This is a genomic window from Mucilaginibacter dorajii, assembly GCF_024808255.1.
In the GTDB taxonomy this organism is placed as follows: Bacteria; Bacteroidota; Bacteroidia; order Sphingobacteriales; family Sphingobacteriaceae; genus Mucilaginibacter; species Mucilaginibacter dorajii.
In genome coordinates this window covers 77,226-94,052 of sequence record NZ_JANTYS010000005.1, presented here as the reverse complement: position 1 = coordinate 94,052, position 16,827 = coordinate 77,226, and the positions used below count along the sequence as shown (strand labels likewise).

Genomic DNA, 16,827 nt, shown 5'->3' with positions numbered 1-16,827 from the left:
GGTCATCGGTCATCACTTTTAAATTCCGATTGCTATAACAAGGTGGCGTTTAGATTAATTAGGCATCATCTCATTGGGCGAATCACCGTCAAATATTTTTTTCAATGCCAGCTTTGTCATTGGCTTAATGATGTAATCTTTAACTGACAGGTATTTTTTTGAACGCAAGATATCGCCTGGATCTATAGAGGAAGAAACCACATAGATCGTAATTGATTTGGCTACTTTCTGCTGTAGCCTTTTATATGAATCAAGAAAATCCCACCCGTTCATTACAGGCATATTCAGATCAAGGAATATCATGTCGGGAAGTTCATCTGCATTATTTCTGTTGGTTTCTAAGAATTTTAAAATTTCAATCGCATTACTGCTGTAAGTAATATGATCAACAGAGTTAGATAAATACAGACTAAGCATCCTTTCCATAATGAAATGCTGAAGGGGCTCGTCATCGATGATTATGAGATTCACATTGCGGTTTTTAAAATTTAATTTTACCTGAACCTGCTATTCAAATTGGTTTTTAATCTCGTATCCCATTTCCTTAAGTACTTTTTCTTTTTGGAATGCGGTAACATCGGACGTTACCATATCATTAACCAGCATTTTTAAATCGTACTTAATCTTCCATCCTAATTTTTCTATTGCTTTTGTAGGATCACCAATTAACAAGTCAACTTCGGTAGGCCGGAAATACGCAGGGTCAACAGAAATAACTTCTTTTCCAATTTCAACCAGGTAATCTATGTTGCTGCAGGCAGTCACATAGCCTTTTTCATTAATGCCGACGCCTTCAAAAGTTATTTCTATACCTAATTCGGCAAAAGCCATTTTTACAAAATCTCTTACTGTTGTTGTTACACCGGTTGCTATTACATAATCTTCGGGTTTATCCTGTTGTAAAATAAGCCACATAGCCTCCACATAGTCTTTGGCATGTCCCCAATCACGGCGTGAATCAAGATTGCCCAGGTACAATTTGCTTTGAAGCCCCATGGCTATTTTTACAGCAGCTCTTGTTATTTTGCGGGTTACAAAGGTTTCGCCCCTTAATGGACTTTCGTGATTGAAAAGTATGCCGTTACAGGCAAACATGTTGTATGCCTCCCTGTAATTGACTGTTATCCAATAGGCATAAAGCTTGGCCACCGCATAAGGCGACCTGGGGTAGAAGGGCGTAGTTTCTGATTGCGGCACGGTTTGTACCAATCCATAAAGCTCGGAGGTAGAAGCCTGGTATATTTTGGTCTTTTTTGTGAGTTGTAATATTCTTATAGCTTCCAATAGCCTCAATGTACCTATACCATCGGCGTTGGCAGTATATTCTGGCGTATCAAAACTTACTTTAACGTGCGACATTGCACCCAGATTGTATATTTCATCGGGCTGAACCTGTTGAATAATGCGGATGAGGTTGGTGGAATCTGAAAGATCGCCATAGTGCATTACAAAGTTCCTGTCTTCGTCATGTGGGTCCTGGTATAAATGGTCAATGCGCTCTGTGTTGAAAAGCGAACTTCTTCGTTTTATTCCGTGAACCTCGTAGTTTTTTGATAATAATAGTTCGGCAAGGTATGCTCCATCCTGGCCGGTAATACCGGTGATAAGTGCTTTCTTTTTCATAAATACGTGTTTTTTGTTATTATTTTAGAACGGAAATTTCAGATAGTAACCGTTAGAAACACCGGGTACAGTAGTTCCTGAACAGTTTGTACTTTAGCCAGGGAAAATGATGGATATTCCAAATCACACACGAGCCTATGTTTTGTACAATAGGGGTGTGGCTATAGTTTTGGCCGGAAGTGAATTTGGTATTTTAGGATAGAATTAGATACGAAGAACTAAGCTTCTTCTATAAACATGACGCTTTTAGGTCTTGAAAATGTTACTTCCGCCTGGTTGTAAAGGTAATTGGATGATGAGTATTCGTAAACTGCTACGTCCAACAGGCATATATTGATAATCCCGTTATGCTCATCCATGGATTTTACCGAACCGAAAAATGTTAAGTTACGCTCTGTATCCGTAGCATAAATTTTGCGAGATAAAGGTAAAGTCATTACAGAATCTTGAATTGAGGAAAGTTGTGGATATGCTTTCACAGTTTTTTCCTTTGTATACGTAGCGCTCTGTAAATTGTTATAGGTAATATTAAATTTTTGTGATGAATATGATGTTTTTGAATGTAGTTAATAAGTCGCTTACAAACTCTTATTTAAGTTCAAGGATTTCAAGTGGCGAACGATCGTCATTAACGGCCGGTGGCTTGTTTTCTAACTTGCTAAAAACCCTGCTAAGGATGCTGTTTTTATTAAGATGGTTTTCTGCATAATTACGCCCATTAAGTTTTACAGTTAAATTATCACGACTACAGCAGGATAGAATAGCGGTTTCCAATAAACCCAAATTTTCTGACGGAATAACAACTCCCATCATGTTGTCATTTACAATCTCGAAAAGGTTTGTGCCTGGTTCGGCAGTGATGAGTGCCAGGCCGCCAACCGCCAATATAGTGGTGAGCTTTGATGGCATCACCAAATCGCTTGCGCTCTTTTTTTGAAGAACAAGGTGTACATCAGCCATATTAAGAAAGTTGTTAAACTGTTGGGGCTCCTGCAGCGGTAAAAAATGCACATTATTTAACTTTTGCTCCTTTGCTTTGGCTATAAGTTTCTCTTTATACGGGCCTGTACCGCAAATTACAAATTTAATAAAGGGCGATGTTTCCAATTTTTTGGCAACTGTAAGAATACCTTCTAACCCTTGTTTTTCACCTATGCTTCCCGAGTAAAGTACGATCTTATCACTTTTATGAAAGCCCCATAATATTTTCAATTCGGCACTATCATAAAGCGGACAATAAGTAGTTGTGTCCACCCAATTTGGGAAAAATAAAATATCTTTTTCTGTTTTTTTAGCAATCTTTTTGAGCATACCGGTAGATATGGTGCTTACGTGGTTTACCCTTTTCATGATGTTGGCTTCCATAGAAAACAGGGTCTTAAACGCTACATCCGATTTGATGATTTGCAAATCGCGGGCAGCCTCAATTTGCAGATCCTGAATATGGTAAATTATTTTGCCACCCTTAAAAAACCGATATATCAGCCCCAAAAAACCAAGATGAAAAGGAGGGGCGATGCAGAAAATATAGTCCTTTTTTGGCTTGAAAAGTAAATAGGTTACCATAATGAGCGCCGAAAGGAAAAAACTTGCTTCATGTATAAGCCTTTTTAACCCTGTAGGATTTTGCGGCACAAACATTGGGCAACGGTAAATGTTTAAACGCCCGTTCTTCAAGGTTTCCCTGGTATAAAAAATGTTTTTATATGGCTTTTGGGTTTTCCAGTATGGGTAATATGGGAACGCAGTAACTACATTACAGTTAAAGTCATTTTCTGTTAACCAGTCAACCATTTCTCCTGTGTATTTACCTATTCCTGTTAATTCAGGCGAGAAGTTGATGCCAATTATAAGGACACTTTTTTTTGTTGAACCTGACATGTTTATATTTCTATTAGAGATATTATTGTAGAGGTAACCCGGTTTGAAAAACTGGTTATGGATTTCTTTTTATTGTTTTTGAGCGAGGCACATTAAGGATAAGGCACTCTTATCAGCATAAGGGTTCCTGCCAGAAAGCAAGTTGCCTAACAGATATTTAAATTCCGGTTTACCTTTTTTACCTTGTAAAACCTCTTCACCAAGCTCGTGATTATGTGGATATACTTTTACATCAAAGCCTAATGGCTCAAGGGTTTGTTTAAAAAACGCGGTTGATACGCCATGACCAGGTTTGTGATGTATTTCACAAGCAAGGCCCCAATATTGCTGACTTGTAGTTTTATGAAACCCGCGCCCCGCTACCCGGTAAATTAATTTTCGGCTGTTCCACAATAACATGGCAACGCCTTTGTAGTCCCATGCGCTTAATTGAGGATCGTGATCTGTGATAAGTAGTCCGCCTGGCTTCAATAACCGGGCGGCTTCTATTAAAACATATTCCATGTTTTCGCAATGATGAAGAGCTGCGTTCAACACAACGATATCTGCAAATCCCGATATAAAAGGCAAGTTTGTAGCATCGGCTAATACACTTGTATATCCCAGGTTTTTGGCAAATTCCAAAGATTTTGATGCAACGTCAATACCTATTAATAGCCTGGGCTTTCCGCTTAGGGTGGCGTAAATATTACCGGGCCCGCATCCTATATCAACAACAATTTTATCATCCCAACTGCCGGTTGCGGCAAGCCATCTGCTTTTAAATGATGCACTCCTGTGGCAATAAGTAAGATACTCTTCAGCCCATTCAGGATTATTAAAATAATAGGCATTGGATTTAATCGCTTCCGAAGGTTTATTAATCGGGAATCTAAAATATGTTCCGTTAAACTCGAAGTGTTCACCCGGTTTTACATACGGGCTTATTGCTTGTGCCTGAGCTACTTTCATACAGTGTTGGTTTAGGTTGGAATTATAGCGACTGCTTTATTTTTGATGGAGGGAACTTTGCTTTAACCTCTTGAAATATTGAGCTTTACAGGCATTGCTTAAGAGTTAAGCTCCACTTGAACTTTATTGTTTATTATTACTTCGGATTTCACTTTACTGCTTTTGGTTTTTCGCTTTAGAAGGATCTCCCTTTTTTTTATGACGATCATATGTTCATAAAATGCGATGTTGATGCAATAAGTGAGCCCTGGCAAACCCTCTGTAAAACCAAGATTAAAAATATAAGCTTGTAAAAACCTTAGCAAAGGCCAGCCGGGAACTTTAGCCATCCAGGATTTTAACGCCGGGTTACGGGTACTGCCATGTTTGTTGAAAATATTTCTGATGGGCGGCGCTGTATCTAAGCGGGCTATTGCCTCTAAGGTTGAATACCTGTTATGTCGCTCTATCCAATGTGCCCAGCCTTTTGAAAATCCAAAATGAAGATAGGGCGCTTTGATATATAGTACCTGGCCCATAACCTTGTCTTCTTTTTGCCCATGTCCAAAATCGGTATATGTTACCCTGCCTTTACGTAATAAGCGCAGTTGCCATTTGGGGAAATTATCGCATTTTTTGAGCCATTTTCCTTCAAGCATCATTTTCCAGCAGCAGTAAAAGCCGGCAACATCCTGGCTTGCGGTAGTTGTTGCCAGTTTTATTTCATTGACAAATTCGGGAGTAGCAACCTCATCAGCATCTAAAAACAAGATCCAATCATATTTAACAATGATGTTTTTAAGGGCATAGTTGCGCTGCGTACCAAAACTTTGAAAAGGATTAACCCACACCCGGGCATCATGTTGTAGTGCTATTTCACAAGTTCTGTCTGTACTAAGTGAGTCCAGAATGTGAACGTCGTCGGTCCACGATAGTGACCTCAGGCATACCGGCAAGTCGGTTTCTTCGTTTTTTGTAAGTATAATTACAGATATCATTTCTATGTAGTTAAAGCAGCGGCCGAATAGGTTTTTGTATTGTTAAGTACATTTTCATTTACTTTGGTGGTGGTTAAATGACGTGCCAGTCGCGCAGCAAATGTGCCCAGCAGAAAAGTAGGGTTGGCCTGGCCGGAAGTAGGGAATACAGAGCTGCTGCACACGTAAATGTTCTCGGTTCCCCATACTTTAAGGTTTTTGTCAACCACACCATCCTCTGGGGTATCTGCAATTCTTGTTGTACCGGATTGATGCAGGCCATCTTTTGACATGCTTTTTATAGCTGATGATAATTCCTCTTTACCAAACCAATACTGAAGTTCTCCGCAGCCACAATTTCTTAACCATTTATCAAGCACATCGTGAAGTGTTATCACTGATGATACATCCGCATCTGTTAGTGAGTAATCTATAACTAATGTTTCCCCATCGGCATCCAGCTTCATACAATTTCCTTCAAAGGGTATTTGTTCGGCATGAAAATGTAACGCGTAAGTGTTTTGGGGGCTGAATAAGAAGATACCGGGTAGCTTCCTGCTAACACAATATCTTTTGTAAAAGATGGCTGCCGGTTTTAATAACGATCCTGGCAGATCTTTTAGGATATTGCCAAGATGGGTAGCTACCTTATAAACCTTACCTTTTGTAATAGAATGCGCTATAGCAGGAGGAGCGAGCCTTTTGCCCAATATTGGAGTTATCATGGCCATATACATGAATGACATAGCCCCACTGCGGTGCTTGGGGTCAAAATACAGCGGATTATCCAGCCATATTGCTGTATTCAACAAATTGTTATCTTTTAAAAAGTTGGTTGAAAACTGAAACCGACGCCTGAAATAAGTCCCGTCTGAATCCCGGCCAAAAGAATAATCTGTTTTATCTGGGTCGCCGTAAAACTTTACTGTAGCTATTTTGCCCGATAAGTGACCCTGGTAATATTTACCCAAAGTACCGGGAGTTGCCTTTAATTTGTTAAATATTTGCGTGTTGCGTAACAGTATACGGGTGCTTTCCTGTGCGCCGGCCGTTAGTACAAATTTACAAGCCGAAATTTTTACTAACTGCCCAGTGCCTACTTGCCTTATTGTTAAAAAACTGATTTTCCCATCTTTATCCGGCTCTGAAAAGCTTCGCGCTTCATATCCCTGTAGTAATGTCAGGTTTTTTTGCGATTCAATATCTGCATGGTAACGTTGGCCAAAGCGCGTTGGCATGCTATAGCGTTCCAGTGTATCGTCGGTTACTACACCTTGTTTAAAGCCTTCAGCTATAGTTCTTTTTGTCAATTGCGACGTAGAAGTTATATTAAAATTGGGGTTGCCACATTCAAAATATCTTGCCGCAATAGGAATGTAAGTTTTGATGTCTTTAAATATTGCGCCGTCCCAGGTACAACCGCCGTTTAAAATAGGGCGATCAATAAAATCTATCTCATCATACATCACGCAGCGTCCGCCCCAGGTTGCAGAGGTACCTCCTAATCCTTTATTGGTGCATTCCGCAGGTGGGTGATGATTTATATCATTATTTATCTTTATTGAATTATCTAAACTGTTTTCCGCCAGGTTGCCCAAACCATATTCAACCAATAATACATTTTCAAACGGGTTTAAACGCGCGTATTCAAGCGCGGTAATAATTCCGGCAGGCCCGCTGCCTATAATACATAAATCAAAATTTGATGATTCAATACCTGGCTTCATTATTTTCAAGTTTTAGGTTATCCAAAAAATTAGTCCGTTTTTTCAAAGATTTTGCCGGATGCCCGCCGTATACCGTCCACGGTTCCAAATCACGTGATGTTACCGATGCAGCCCCCAAAACACTTCCCTCCATACAGCGAACACCTGGTAATACAATCGCTTTTGAACAGATCCAGGCATAAGGAGCTATGATAATCTGTTTCATGATGTAGGTAAAATCGGCGGTATTGTAATCATGAGTAGCACCGCATAGATATGAATTTTGCGAGAGGATGGCATGGTGGCCTAAATAAACTCCGCCTGGATTATAAATCTCCACCCCGGGCCCAATGGTAACTATATCTTCTGTTTCTAATAGCCATGGTGCCCATATGATGCAGCTGGGATATATCACATTTTGGTTGCCAATTTTACCACCAAAGGCCCTTACCACCAATACACGCCATTTATGCATTGGTTTAGGGGTCCACCTGCATAAAAAAAGCCATGCCATGTTCCAGGCCAATCTCCTTAATTTATTGGTGAGTGAAAAAACCGGACGTAGATAGCCATCAGTACTGTCTTTGCTATGGTATGAAAACATTATAATTCTTTTTTTGAAAAACCAAGCAGCTGTTTTGCTATAGTTTTAATTGGTTAAAATTTGATGAAACCGGTTTAGTACGGTATTGATTTCAAAATGCTTTTCGTAGCAAACCCATGCCTGTTCCGCCATTTTTTTTTTATCGGCCGGCGATAAACAACTCCAGTTAAAGAGCATTGAATAAGTGCCGTCATTGGTGTCCTCGGCAACTACCGCAGCCCCTCCATCATGTATCTCCCGCCAAATGTTTACCTGATTGGATATTAACACAGGCTTATTGCATGTTAAGGCTTCTACAACCGCTATTCCAAAATTTTCCTGGTGGCTTGGAAGTACAAATGCCTCGCAGCCATAAAACGCTCCCCATTTTGCCGCCCCTGTGAGCATTCCCGGAAAATAGACCATCTTATCTAAAAATTTAGATTTTAACACCTTTTGCTGCATTTGCAGGCCATAAACGCTATCAAGCCCGGGCCCGGCTATGATTAGTTTGGGTAAAGTGTTTATGCTACCTTTTTCTGTTCTGCCCGCATACTCTTCAACCAGTTTTTCATAAGCGCTTATCAGCATATCTGTTCCTTTTTTTTCATGTATTCTGCTTAAGAACAGCAAATAGGGGCTGTTACAAAGGTCTGGTATTGTATTTCTAAAAAGTTCGCCCATCGTTGTATTGTAGGCTGGGGGAGTAACTACCCCCAGGCCAACAATAGTCTCCATTTTGGGTTTATATGGCCAGAAAGGCTCTCGGGCAAGTATTCGTTCTGTTTCGCAGGTAAATAAAATTTCGTCTGCCAGGTGAATGAGTTTTTTTTCAATTAATCCCCAGTATATTATGTTTCTGACGGCTTTTAGCCTCCTACCTTTTGCCCGCTGAAAATAGGGGTCTAGCATGCCATGCGGCATAACAAATAACTTAGGCGGCTTCTCACTTTTGTTCCATTGTTTTAACATGGAAAAAGCTTGTTTTACTGCATATCCATGATACAGCCATAAACCGTGAACCACAACGGTATCAAATCTGTTAACGTTATCGATAAGCCAGGGCAATAATTTTTTACTATAAAACCAGGCGTTCTTTGCCGGCCCTAAAAGATGACTGATGTATTTGTCATGGTTAGTAAAGTGCTCAGAATCTACACTAACTACTTCATTGGTAACACCTAAATCTTCAAGCCCATTTGCAAAAATCCTTACCGCTTCACAAACGCCCCCGGTTTTTGGGTCCATACTACTTATAACGTGAAGTACTCTCATATTTGTAAGTATGTAAATGAGTGGTTTATTATTGAAGATTTTATTTGCTGATTGATGGCTAAACTTACAGCATTGATTACCTCATCTACAGAGATAGACAGGATGCATTTTTTTTGTTGGATTATACAAACCTCCAGACCACAGCCCGCGCATTCCGGAAGTTTGTAAAGGATCTGGTTGTTTTTGCCTTTTGGGAACCACTGCCCTGGCATGTTACGGGCAGAATAGATGCCTACACATGGTACGCCTACGGCCGCTGCAAGGTGTATTGGGCCGCTGTCGTGCCCTACAAATACGGTTGCATTCTTTAATATAGCGGCCGATTCCCTGGGCGTTGTTTTGCCGCAAAGGTTAACTGCCTCTTTTCCCCAGGATTGGATGCATTGTTCAGCAACGGCTGCCTCATCGGGAGCGCCAATTACCATTAATTTCCAGCCAGGAAGTTTATTTGATAATTGAGCTAAAAGCAACTGCCAGTTGTTGATCCCCCAATCATTTGACTGGTTTTTTGTACCTGTTGATATTGCTATAATTTGCTTTTGAGTGGACAGCTGATCCGCGTAGTTTTGGGCTACTGCCAGTTCTTGTTTGTTAAGGTGTAAATCCCAGTTACGCTCATCATCAAGGTCGACATCGCCCAAGACGTTTATACGTCTTGCCAGCCTTTTTGCCTCCCATTCGTTAACACCAGTTGTAGGATCAACGCTGATAGATAAATCTCGATTTTGAACATCAAAGCCAATCAAATTGCTAACGCCCGCGGCTTTAAAAAATAGCTTATCTCTTAATAGTGCCTTTTTGGACCGAATAGCTGTGATATTAATAACGGTGTCGATTTTAAGTGCACGAATTTGTTTGATAATATCCAGTAACTGTCCTGGGTTACGGGTGCCTACCGGATAGTTTATAGTGCGGTTAAAAAAGTATCCGGTACCTAAAATAGCTTCAATTGCTGCTGCCTTAGCCATTACCGGTTTATTGGTAAGCAGCGTAATATCGGCATCAGGAAACGAGTTTTTTATTTCATGAAAACAAGGCAAGGCCATCACTGTATCGCCGAGACTGCCTAACCGGTAAATAAGTACCTTGTTGTTTTTTGAAATATTCATGGATGCTGATGAGATATAATTGTTTGTTAAATGCTTTGATAATCCATATCGGCCTTCAACAGCCATTCTTCAAGCTCACTGTAGGTTACCGGCGCAGTACCAACATGAGCAACCACACAGCCGGCGGCCGCGTTGGCTAACCTGGCTGCTTCCGCGGCAGGGGCACCACTTGCCAGTGCGGCTGTTAAAGTGGCTATTACGGTATCTCCTGCGCCAGATACGTCAAACACCTGCCGGGCTACTGTTGGTAAAAGTTCAACTACTTTACCGCTTTGGCTTATAGCCATCCCTTCGGCACCAAGTGTTACAATCAATATTTCGGGGCTATAGATATCGTGTATGCGCTCACATATTTTTTCCAGGGGATATTTTTCATCTGGTGCTAATTCAGGCAGTTCTGCCAATGCCAGCGCTTCAGAACGGTTTGGGGTAAGTAAGCCTACATCGCGAAATATAAGCCGGCGTGCAGGCTTAGGGTCAACAGCTACCAATAAGTTGGGTAGTTTGCGTGCTGCCGTTAAAACAGAATCAAGCAGCGATTGTGAGATAACCCCTTTAGCATAATCAGATACGATTACGGCATCAACTTCAGACATTGCCTGGAATAACATTTTTTCGAAACCAGGGGCCGAGTCAATGTTATAACACTCACGGGTGTCCTCGCGGTCAATACGGCAGAGTTGTTGGGAATGAACAATAACCCGTGTTTTGACAATTGTAGGTGCCTGAAAAAGTAATTCGGGCAATATGTATTTAACATTCTTATTAGCAAGTATTCCTACAAGGCGTTTGCCGGCTTCATCCGTACCACAATGCCCCATTACAGCAGTTTTCGCACCCAAATTTGAGAGATTTAGCGCCACATTGGCCGCGCCACCCGCTGTGTAGGTATCTTTATTAACCTGTACAACCGGCACCGGTGCCTCTGGCGATATACGGTGTACATTACCCCATATATAATGGTCAAGCATTAAATCGCCAATAACGAGTACTTTAACCGTGCTAAGCTCTTTTAGTAAATAGGATAGGTTCATAATTAAAAGTTTAGGGTGCTCCAGTCAGTAATGTCTAAATCTTCAAGCCATTGGTGTAGTATCAGCGTATGCATCTCCTGGATGCGCGCAGTGGTATTGCTTGGGATTATAATTTCATGATCGCAGGTACCTTTTAATGCGCCGCCATTTTTGCCACCTAAAAATATGGTAGTTATGTTTTGTTTATAAGCCTGGATAAAAACCTCAATGATATTGGCACTATTACCGCTGGTACTAAAACCTACCAATACATCTCCTGGCTTACCAAGCCCTTGTAATTGCCTGGAGTAAATAGCGTCGAAGCCATAGTCGTTGCCTATACAGGTGATTGCGGTAACATCGGCATTAAGGCAAATGGCCGGAAGGCTTCTCCGCTCTGCTTTATAACGGCCAACCAATTCTTCACTAAGGTGCAATGCGTCCGCTGCGCTGCCACCGTTTCCGCAGGTTATTAGCTTACCGCCATTAAGAATGGCTTGTTTTATTGCTGCTCCCGCTGCTAATATATTTTCTTCAAGTTGTTTGCTTTTTGATAATACATCTATCAACTCATCGATAGTTACAGCGTAGGAGGAGGCTGTAGTTTCTGGTACACTAAAATTATTTACTATCATAGGGGTATAATTATGTGTTTAATAGGGGTTGTTAATTAAATGGTCGATATGCTTAAGCTCTTTCAATCGCCTTTACAGCCCATAATTTGCGATTAGGGGTACGGAGTGCGGCAAGAGTAATACCGCCGAGTATAACATCAAAGCCAAGTGATGTAGGTTGTGCCCATTGTCCCTGCATAATTGCCAGGATACCAATGCTGCAAATCATCCAGGGTAAAAAATCGCCAATTGATAATTTCTTAAAGCTGTCCATGGCTAAATTCAAAACAAAGGCTATCCTGATGAAAATGACCGAAAAGCCCATGATAATACCCATTTCGCCAATTAAACGTCCCCATTCGCCCTCTGATATCAGGTAAACGGTATGATCGCCGGCTATAAGCATACTGCCAACACTGGTGCCCATTCCTATTCCATAACCAAAAAAGGGCTTTTGGGTCGACTCAATGATTGCACCCACCATACCTCCCAAAAAACGATCAACAAATACTCCGGAAACGCCACCCTCGGTTTCATTAGCGCTGGTAAATCTGTGTGTGAAAACTTCAAGAGGTGTAGCAAAAACGCTTAGCTGACTTAGTGCCGCAAAAGTTATGATAAGCACAACAATGGCAACAACCATTTTGCCAAGATATTTTGGATTACGTGATATTGCGATTAAGGAAAACAAAACACAAGCCAGTACAAGCGATAATAAACTGCGGCTGATGGATAGGGGGATGGCTATTAACACCCCAAGTGTTGCGCCAATTAGCACCAGGCGGTTTATACTTTTGGGTGTAAGCCAAAAATAAAACACATAAGCAGCAGAAAATCCAAAGAATAAAGCTGTACCGTTTGTGAACGAAAATGTAGCAGGGGGCCTGAAAAAGCCCATCGCGCCGTCAAAACCGCCACCTTTCATATCGCCACCTACACCTCTGTTTACAAAAGCCGATTGAGGGCTATAAAATTGCATGGCTATTAATACCGCCATCGGTATGGTTATCCAAATAGTGGCTTTGCCCAATTTTATCACATCATTGCGGTCAAAAACTTTCCCGATTACAAACATTAGCGGGAAATGAAACATTAGGATACGGGCTCCATAAATTGCAACCGCAAAATTGCCATGCCCAAAAGCCAACGCGGTAACTATACCAATAGCGCCGATTGCTATCATCCCGGTAACATATAAGTTTGAAGGTAGCAGGTTCCGTTTCCACGCCACTAAAACTAACCAGAGTGCTAAGGGATCGCGTACAACAAGCAGGGGGGTAGACAAGCCCGGTAATACCCATTTACGAAGCGCGCCCTCAAATATCAATAGCAGGAAATAAGCCCATATCCCTCTTTTTAGCAGGAGGTTAGGGTCTTTTCGCTTAACCGGTTCTGCAACATAAGTTAAATTTGCAGGGTTGTTCGCGTTCAGGTTAATAATGGTAGGTTTTTCGCTTGTTGACATGATAAATAGTTAAACTCAAGCTTAATTACTTTAAATATTGAGTGAGGCCCTGTGCTATATTATCGCCGTAAGCGTCCCAGGTATAGCAAGCCGCTTTTTCTTTGGCTTTTTGGCCCATTTCAGATAAAATATTGCGATTATCTAAAAACCAGGATATTTTTTCGGCAATAATTTCGGGTGAGCAGGTTGGTATAAGGAAGCCTGTTTCGCCCTCATCAATTAAATCAGCCCCGCCTGTGTTTGGTGTTATAATTAAGGGTAAGCCCTGGCTCATGGCCTCTTGCATTACCAACGCCCGGCCTTCAACAATTGACGGAAGGCAGAATACATCGCAGGTACGCATTAGTTCAAGCACTTGCTGATGTGGCCTGCCTGCCTCATAGGTAAAATCCGTCAATTCACTGCGGTAAAACTCTGCAGGGGCAAGTAATGAACCCATCACCACCAACTCTACATTTTTACTGTTTAATTTTTTAATCGCAGCAAAAAGATCTGCCAGTCCCTTACGCTGGCCCATTGAACCCGCAAATAAAACACGAAGCGGCTTATGAGTGGGTTTTAAATTATAAAGGTTGCCATTTAAAGTTTTATCAAACTCCGGCGAGCCAAATGGAGATACAATTAATTTTTTATTTGAATACCAAGGCAAAGAATCCATTACAAATGAACCTGGGCCAACCACAACGTCGGCGAGTTCAAACTCTTCTGTTTTCCGCTCCAGCTTGGCGTCAGAATCATTTATGCCTCCACCAAGGGTGGCTGCCCAGGTGGGTAAACGATCTGCCTCCTGGGTCATTAATTGTTTTACCGTTTTCCAATAGGCTATTGGTAAATCATAAATACATTTTATTCCAAGTTTTTTTGCCTGTTTAAAAGTTTCTAAGGCACCATCTTCATAGGCGTAAACTGCATCTAACTTGAACTTATTTGTCACAAGTTGTTTTGCTGTACTCTTGTCAAGATCCCGGTAAATAGCGTCAATACTTGCCCAACCCTTTTCGTGTTTCACGGAATCGGTATAGCCCAGCTTAGGAACGGTCATCCTGGCAAGTTCGAGTAATGGTCGGGTATGAATTTTTGCTTTTGGCAATGCGTATGATCTGCGAAGCCATTCGGTACGGATCTTTTGGGGCAATAGCTTTATCCATAAGGCATCAGGATTTGCTGCCAGGGTTGTATTAAAACCCGAAAGCATTTCTGCTTTATCAAGGCCAGTGATTACAGCCCGAACGTTACGGTTGCCGGTTGGATGAGATAAAGTTATTTTCATGAAACCTTTGTGTATTGGTGATCGTATAAAAACACGGATATTATTTTTAACTGTTTATCCAACTTTGCATGTCAAGAGCAATTGCTTCCCAGCTTCTTGTTAACCAAAACCATTGGTGCAAAAGCAACCTGCGCTTTTCTCCTTCAGTGGTTGACACAATGTTTTGGTTATTCAGTAATTCGTGCGGGCGAAATATAGCGTAGCCCGGAGGTTCGTCTAACGAAAATGGGGCTTCGCATACTACAGGAACCGCGTGTGCAGATAAGGCTGCAAATGTGCCTGATTTTCGAAGACTATCTGCGGTTTGGCCTACCAATGCTGCTTCGGCCATTAACATCATATCAGAAACTTCGTCGGGCTCAAGAACTCCTGTTTGTATCAATACGTTGGGACCTAAGTTTTTTGCAGCGAGAGATAATTCTTGTTCGGCAAATTGATTGCCGATAGGGCCGATCGCGTAAATCTTTTTTATGATACCGTTATTGAATAGCTCTGTTATTAATGGAAGGTGTTGCTGAAGCGTCCACAACCTGGTGTGTGCTAATCCGAATATAACCCAGTCGCCCGGATTTCTAATGCTGTTTAATCCATGCTCTTTATTAACCGGCAATATATTAGCACCTACCAGGCTTAGCCTTATCTTTTTGTTGTTGGTTAGTGACTCTATTTTTATCTTTTGTTCATTCGTAACTACGGTAATACCAGACGCCAGTTTGCTCAGTTTTTTTACAGTATATTTTATCAGATAGTTACGAAGCTGGTGATGAGGTTTTAAACCCTTACTATCATCCCAGGTTTCGTGAAAAAAAACATAGATGCGATTAGATGATGAAGCAGATTTAAACTGTTTTAAAGCACTCAACAAGTTATGTGGCAACCCCGATCTTGAATAACTTGTTGGTGTAAAGTTTAAAAGTAAATCCGTCGGAATATCGCTCTTAGCATTTTGTTTTAATAGTTTCTGCCAGTAAACAGTAGTAACCGCTAAAGGCGTGTCCTGAATTAGCGTAGGGAAATATTCAACCCCTATTTTTACGGAACGGTAAAATTTGTTTAACGCAACTGCTGTTTTATAAGCGTGATCACTTACACCACAGACGCCCGGAGGGCAAGTAGGGGCAATGATTATTAACTGCCTGTTAATGCTTTTCATTAAAAAATGATAAATTCTTGAAAGTGCTAATTATAAATGGCCTCAGACTCGGGTTTTACAGTTTGCCTGGTAGAGATTTTCTTCTTGAGAAATCTTTTTTCCCAAAATTCATAGGAAAAATGTGCTGCTACAATTGTTAACGAGGTTACTATAAATAATTCCAAAAGCTTGCTGCCTGGAAACGGATGCATCTTTGCGCTAAAGGCAAGCGTCGCAAATATGATTATTGGGTGATATACATATACACCGTATGAAATTTTACCTATATGTTGAAGGAATTTCAATTTGGTAAAAGAAAATAATTTTGCATCTTTTCTTTTTATAAGATTGGCTATGATGGTAGCACTTGTTAAATTCAATAACGAATAGCCCCATACCCACTGATAAGCCAAAGGTAAATTACTTGGCCATCCCAACGATGCTAAAGGGTAAGATGGAATGGATATGACAAGGATAAAACCCGATGCAATGGTAACCAACATACATGTATAAACAACAAATGGTTTACTAAGAAACCTTCTGAATCTCCTATCGCACAACAAAGCGCCAAATACAAAAGCGTCGAGGTGTGAAAACGGTAAAACATAAGGCGCAAGTGCTTCAGCAGCCGGTGTTCCGTCAAAACCTACCAGGTAGGTTACATGGCTGCAAATAAAGTATGCTATCACTCTTAATAACATTGCAGTTGGAATTAACCAAAGCATAATTTTTATGAAGTATTTTCCTGGTAAGTACCACAAAAAAAATGGCCAGATCAGATAAAACTGCCATTCAAGTGATAGACTCCACAGGTGCCCATATACCATGTGGAAAGTGTAGTTGTCAAATAACCACCTAAAATTAAGTGTATAGGTAATTAACCACAACCATTCGTGATTTAAAGCCTCTGGTTTACGTATAAAAAGATAAATAATGCCAAGGATTCCTAAGTAACCAAAGTAAAGCGGGAACAAACGCAGTATCCGGCGTTTATAAAAATCTTTAAAAAAAGATAATATACCTTGTTCCTGGTATTGATTTTTTCCCTTGATAACTATACCCGAGATGAGAAACCCCGATAAAACAAAAAAGAACTGAACTCCTATCCATCCGGCAGGGAAAAGCAGGTAATGGTATGCAATTATTGCAAGTGCTGCTAAAGCACGCATACTATCCAGTTGAGGATTGTATTTCATATTTAATTAAAATTAACGCAGGGGTAAACGTTTATTTTTATATAAATACAATC

At 40.9% G+C, this 16,827-nt stretch carries 16 protein-coding genes; all 16 read right to left on the bottom strand.

Annotated elements, in window-relative coordinates; all coding sequences use genetic code 11:
• Positions 1–54: 54 nt before the first annotated feature.
• Positions 55–471, bottom strand: coding sequence for a response regulator (locus FHS10_RS08375; RefSeq protein WP_259089257.1), 417 nt, complete (start codon positions 469–471; stop codon positions 55–57).
• A gap of 36 nt (positions 472–507) precedes the next feature.
• Complete coding sequence (gmd, locus tag FHS10_RS08370; RefSeq protein WP_259089256.1) at positions 508–1,623, bottom strand: GDP-mannose 4,6-dehydratase; 1,116 nt, start codon at positions 1,621–1,623, stop codon at positions 508–510.
• 218 nt (positions 1,624–1,841) lie between these two features.
• A complete protein-coding gene (locus tag FHS10_RS08365; RefSeq protein WP_259089255.1) occupies positions 1,842–2,060 on the bottom strand; it encodes a hypothetical protein in 219 nt (72 codons plus the stop codon).
• A gap of 151 nt (positions 2,061–2,211) precedes the next feature.
• The gene (locus FHS10_RS08360; RefSeq protein WP_259089254.1) at positions 2,212–3,504 is read right to left on the bottom strand and encodes a WcaI family glycosyltransferase; all 1,293 of its coding nucleotides are present in this window, start codon (positions 3,502–3,504) and stop codon (positions 2,212–2,214) included.
• Positions 3,505–3,573: 69 nt separating this feature from the next.
• Positions 3,574–4,455 carry a class I SAM-dependent methyltransferase gene (locus FHS10_RS08355; RefSeq protein ID WP_259089253.1) on the bottom strand — a complete coding sequence of 294 codons (882 nt, stop codon included), beginning with the start codon at positions 4,453–4,455 and terminating at the stop codon, positions 3,574–3,576.
• Positions 4,456–4,553: 98 nt separating this feature from the next.
• A complete protein-coding gene (locus FHS10_RS08350; RefSeq protein ID WP_259089252.1) occupies positions 4,554–5,432 on the bottom strand; it encodes a glycosyltransferase family 2 protein in 879 nt (292 codons plus the stop codon).
• A 2-nt stretch (positions 5,433–5,434) separates the two neighbouring features.
• A complete protein-coding gene (locus tag FHS10_RS08345) occupies positions 5,435–7,138 on the bottom strand; it encodes a GMC family oxidoreductase (protein ID WP_259089251.1) in 1,704 nt (567 codons plus the stop codon).
• Positions 7,122–7,721: an LbetaH domain-containing protein gene (locus FHS10_RS08340; RefSeq protein WP_259089250.1), complete on the bottom strand. Its 600-nt coding sequence runs from the start codon at positions 7,719–7,721 to the stop codon at positions 7,122–7,124. Before FHS10_RS08340 ends, FHS10_RS08345 begins: the two co-directional genes overlap by 17 nt.
• A gap of 45 nt (positions 7,722–7,766) precedes the next feature.
• Positions 7,767–8,975: a glycosyltransferase gene (locus tag FHS10_RS08335; protein WP_259089249.1), complete on the bottom strand. Its 1,209-nt coding sequence runs from the start codon at positions 8,973–8,975 to the stop codon at positions 7,767–7,769.
• The gene (locus FHS10_RS08330; protein WP_259089248.1) at positions 8,972–10,084 is read right to left on the bottom strand and encodes a glycosyltransferase family 9 protein; all 1,113 of its coding nucleotides are present in this window, start codon (positions 10,082–10,084) and stop codon (positions 8,972–8,974) included. Before FHS10_RS08330 ends, FHS10_RS08335 begins: the two co-directional genes overlap by 4 nt.
• A gap of 26 nt (positions 10,085–10,110) precedes the next feature.
• Positions 10,111–11,118 (bottom strand): bifunctional heptose 7-phosphate kinase/heptose 1-phosphate adenyltransferase, encoded by a 1,008-nt coding sequence (locus FHS10_RS08325; RefSeq protein WP_259089247.1) that lies wholly within the window; start codon positions 11,116–11,118, stop codon positions 10,111–10,113.
• 2 nt (positions 11,119–11,120) lie between these two features.
• On the bottom strand, positions 11,121–11,732 hold the full coding sequence (locus tag FHS10_RS08320; protein WP_259089246.1) for a D-sedoheptulose-7-phosphate isomerase: 612 nt from the start codon (positions 11,730–11,732) through the stop codon (positions 11,121–11,123).
• Between the two features lie 52 nt (positions 11,733–11,784).
• Positions 11,785–13,176, bottom strand: a complete 1,392-nt coding sequence (locus FHS10_RS08315; protein ID WP_259089245.1) for a hypothetical protein — start codon at positions 13,174–13,176, stop codon at positions 11,785–11,787.
• A gap of 25 nt (positions 13,177–13,201) precedes the next feature.
• Positions 13,202–14,446, bottom strand: a complete 1,245-nt coding sequence (locus FHS10_RS08310) for a glycosyltransferase family 4 protein (RefSeq protein ID WP_259089244.1) — start codon at positions 14,444–14,446, stop codon at positions 13,202–13,204.
• Between the two features lie 46 nt (positions 14,447–14,492).
• On the bottom strand, positions 14,493–15,599 hold the full coding sequence (locus FHS10_RS08305; protein ID WP_259089243.1) for a hypothetical protein: 1,107 nt from the start codon (positions 15,597–15,599) through the stop codon (positions 14,493–14,495).
• 26 nt (positions 15,600–15,625) lie between these two features.
• Entirely contained in the window at positions 15,626–16,774 is a 1,149-nt protein-coding gene (locus FHS10_RS08300) for an acyltransferase family protein (RefSeq protein ID WP_259089242.1), read from the bottom strand.
• Between the last annotated feature and the right edge of the window lie 53 nt (positions 16,775–16,827).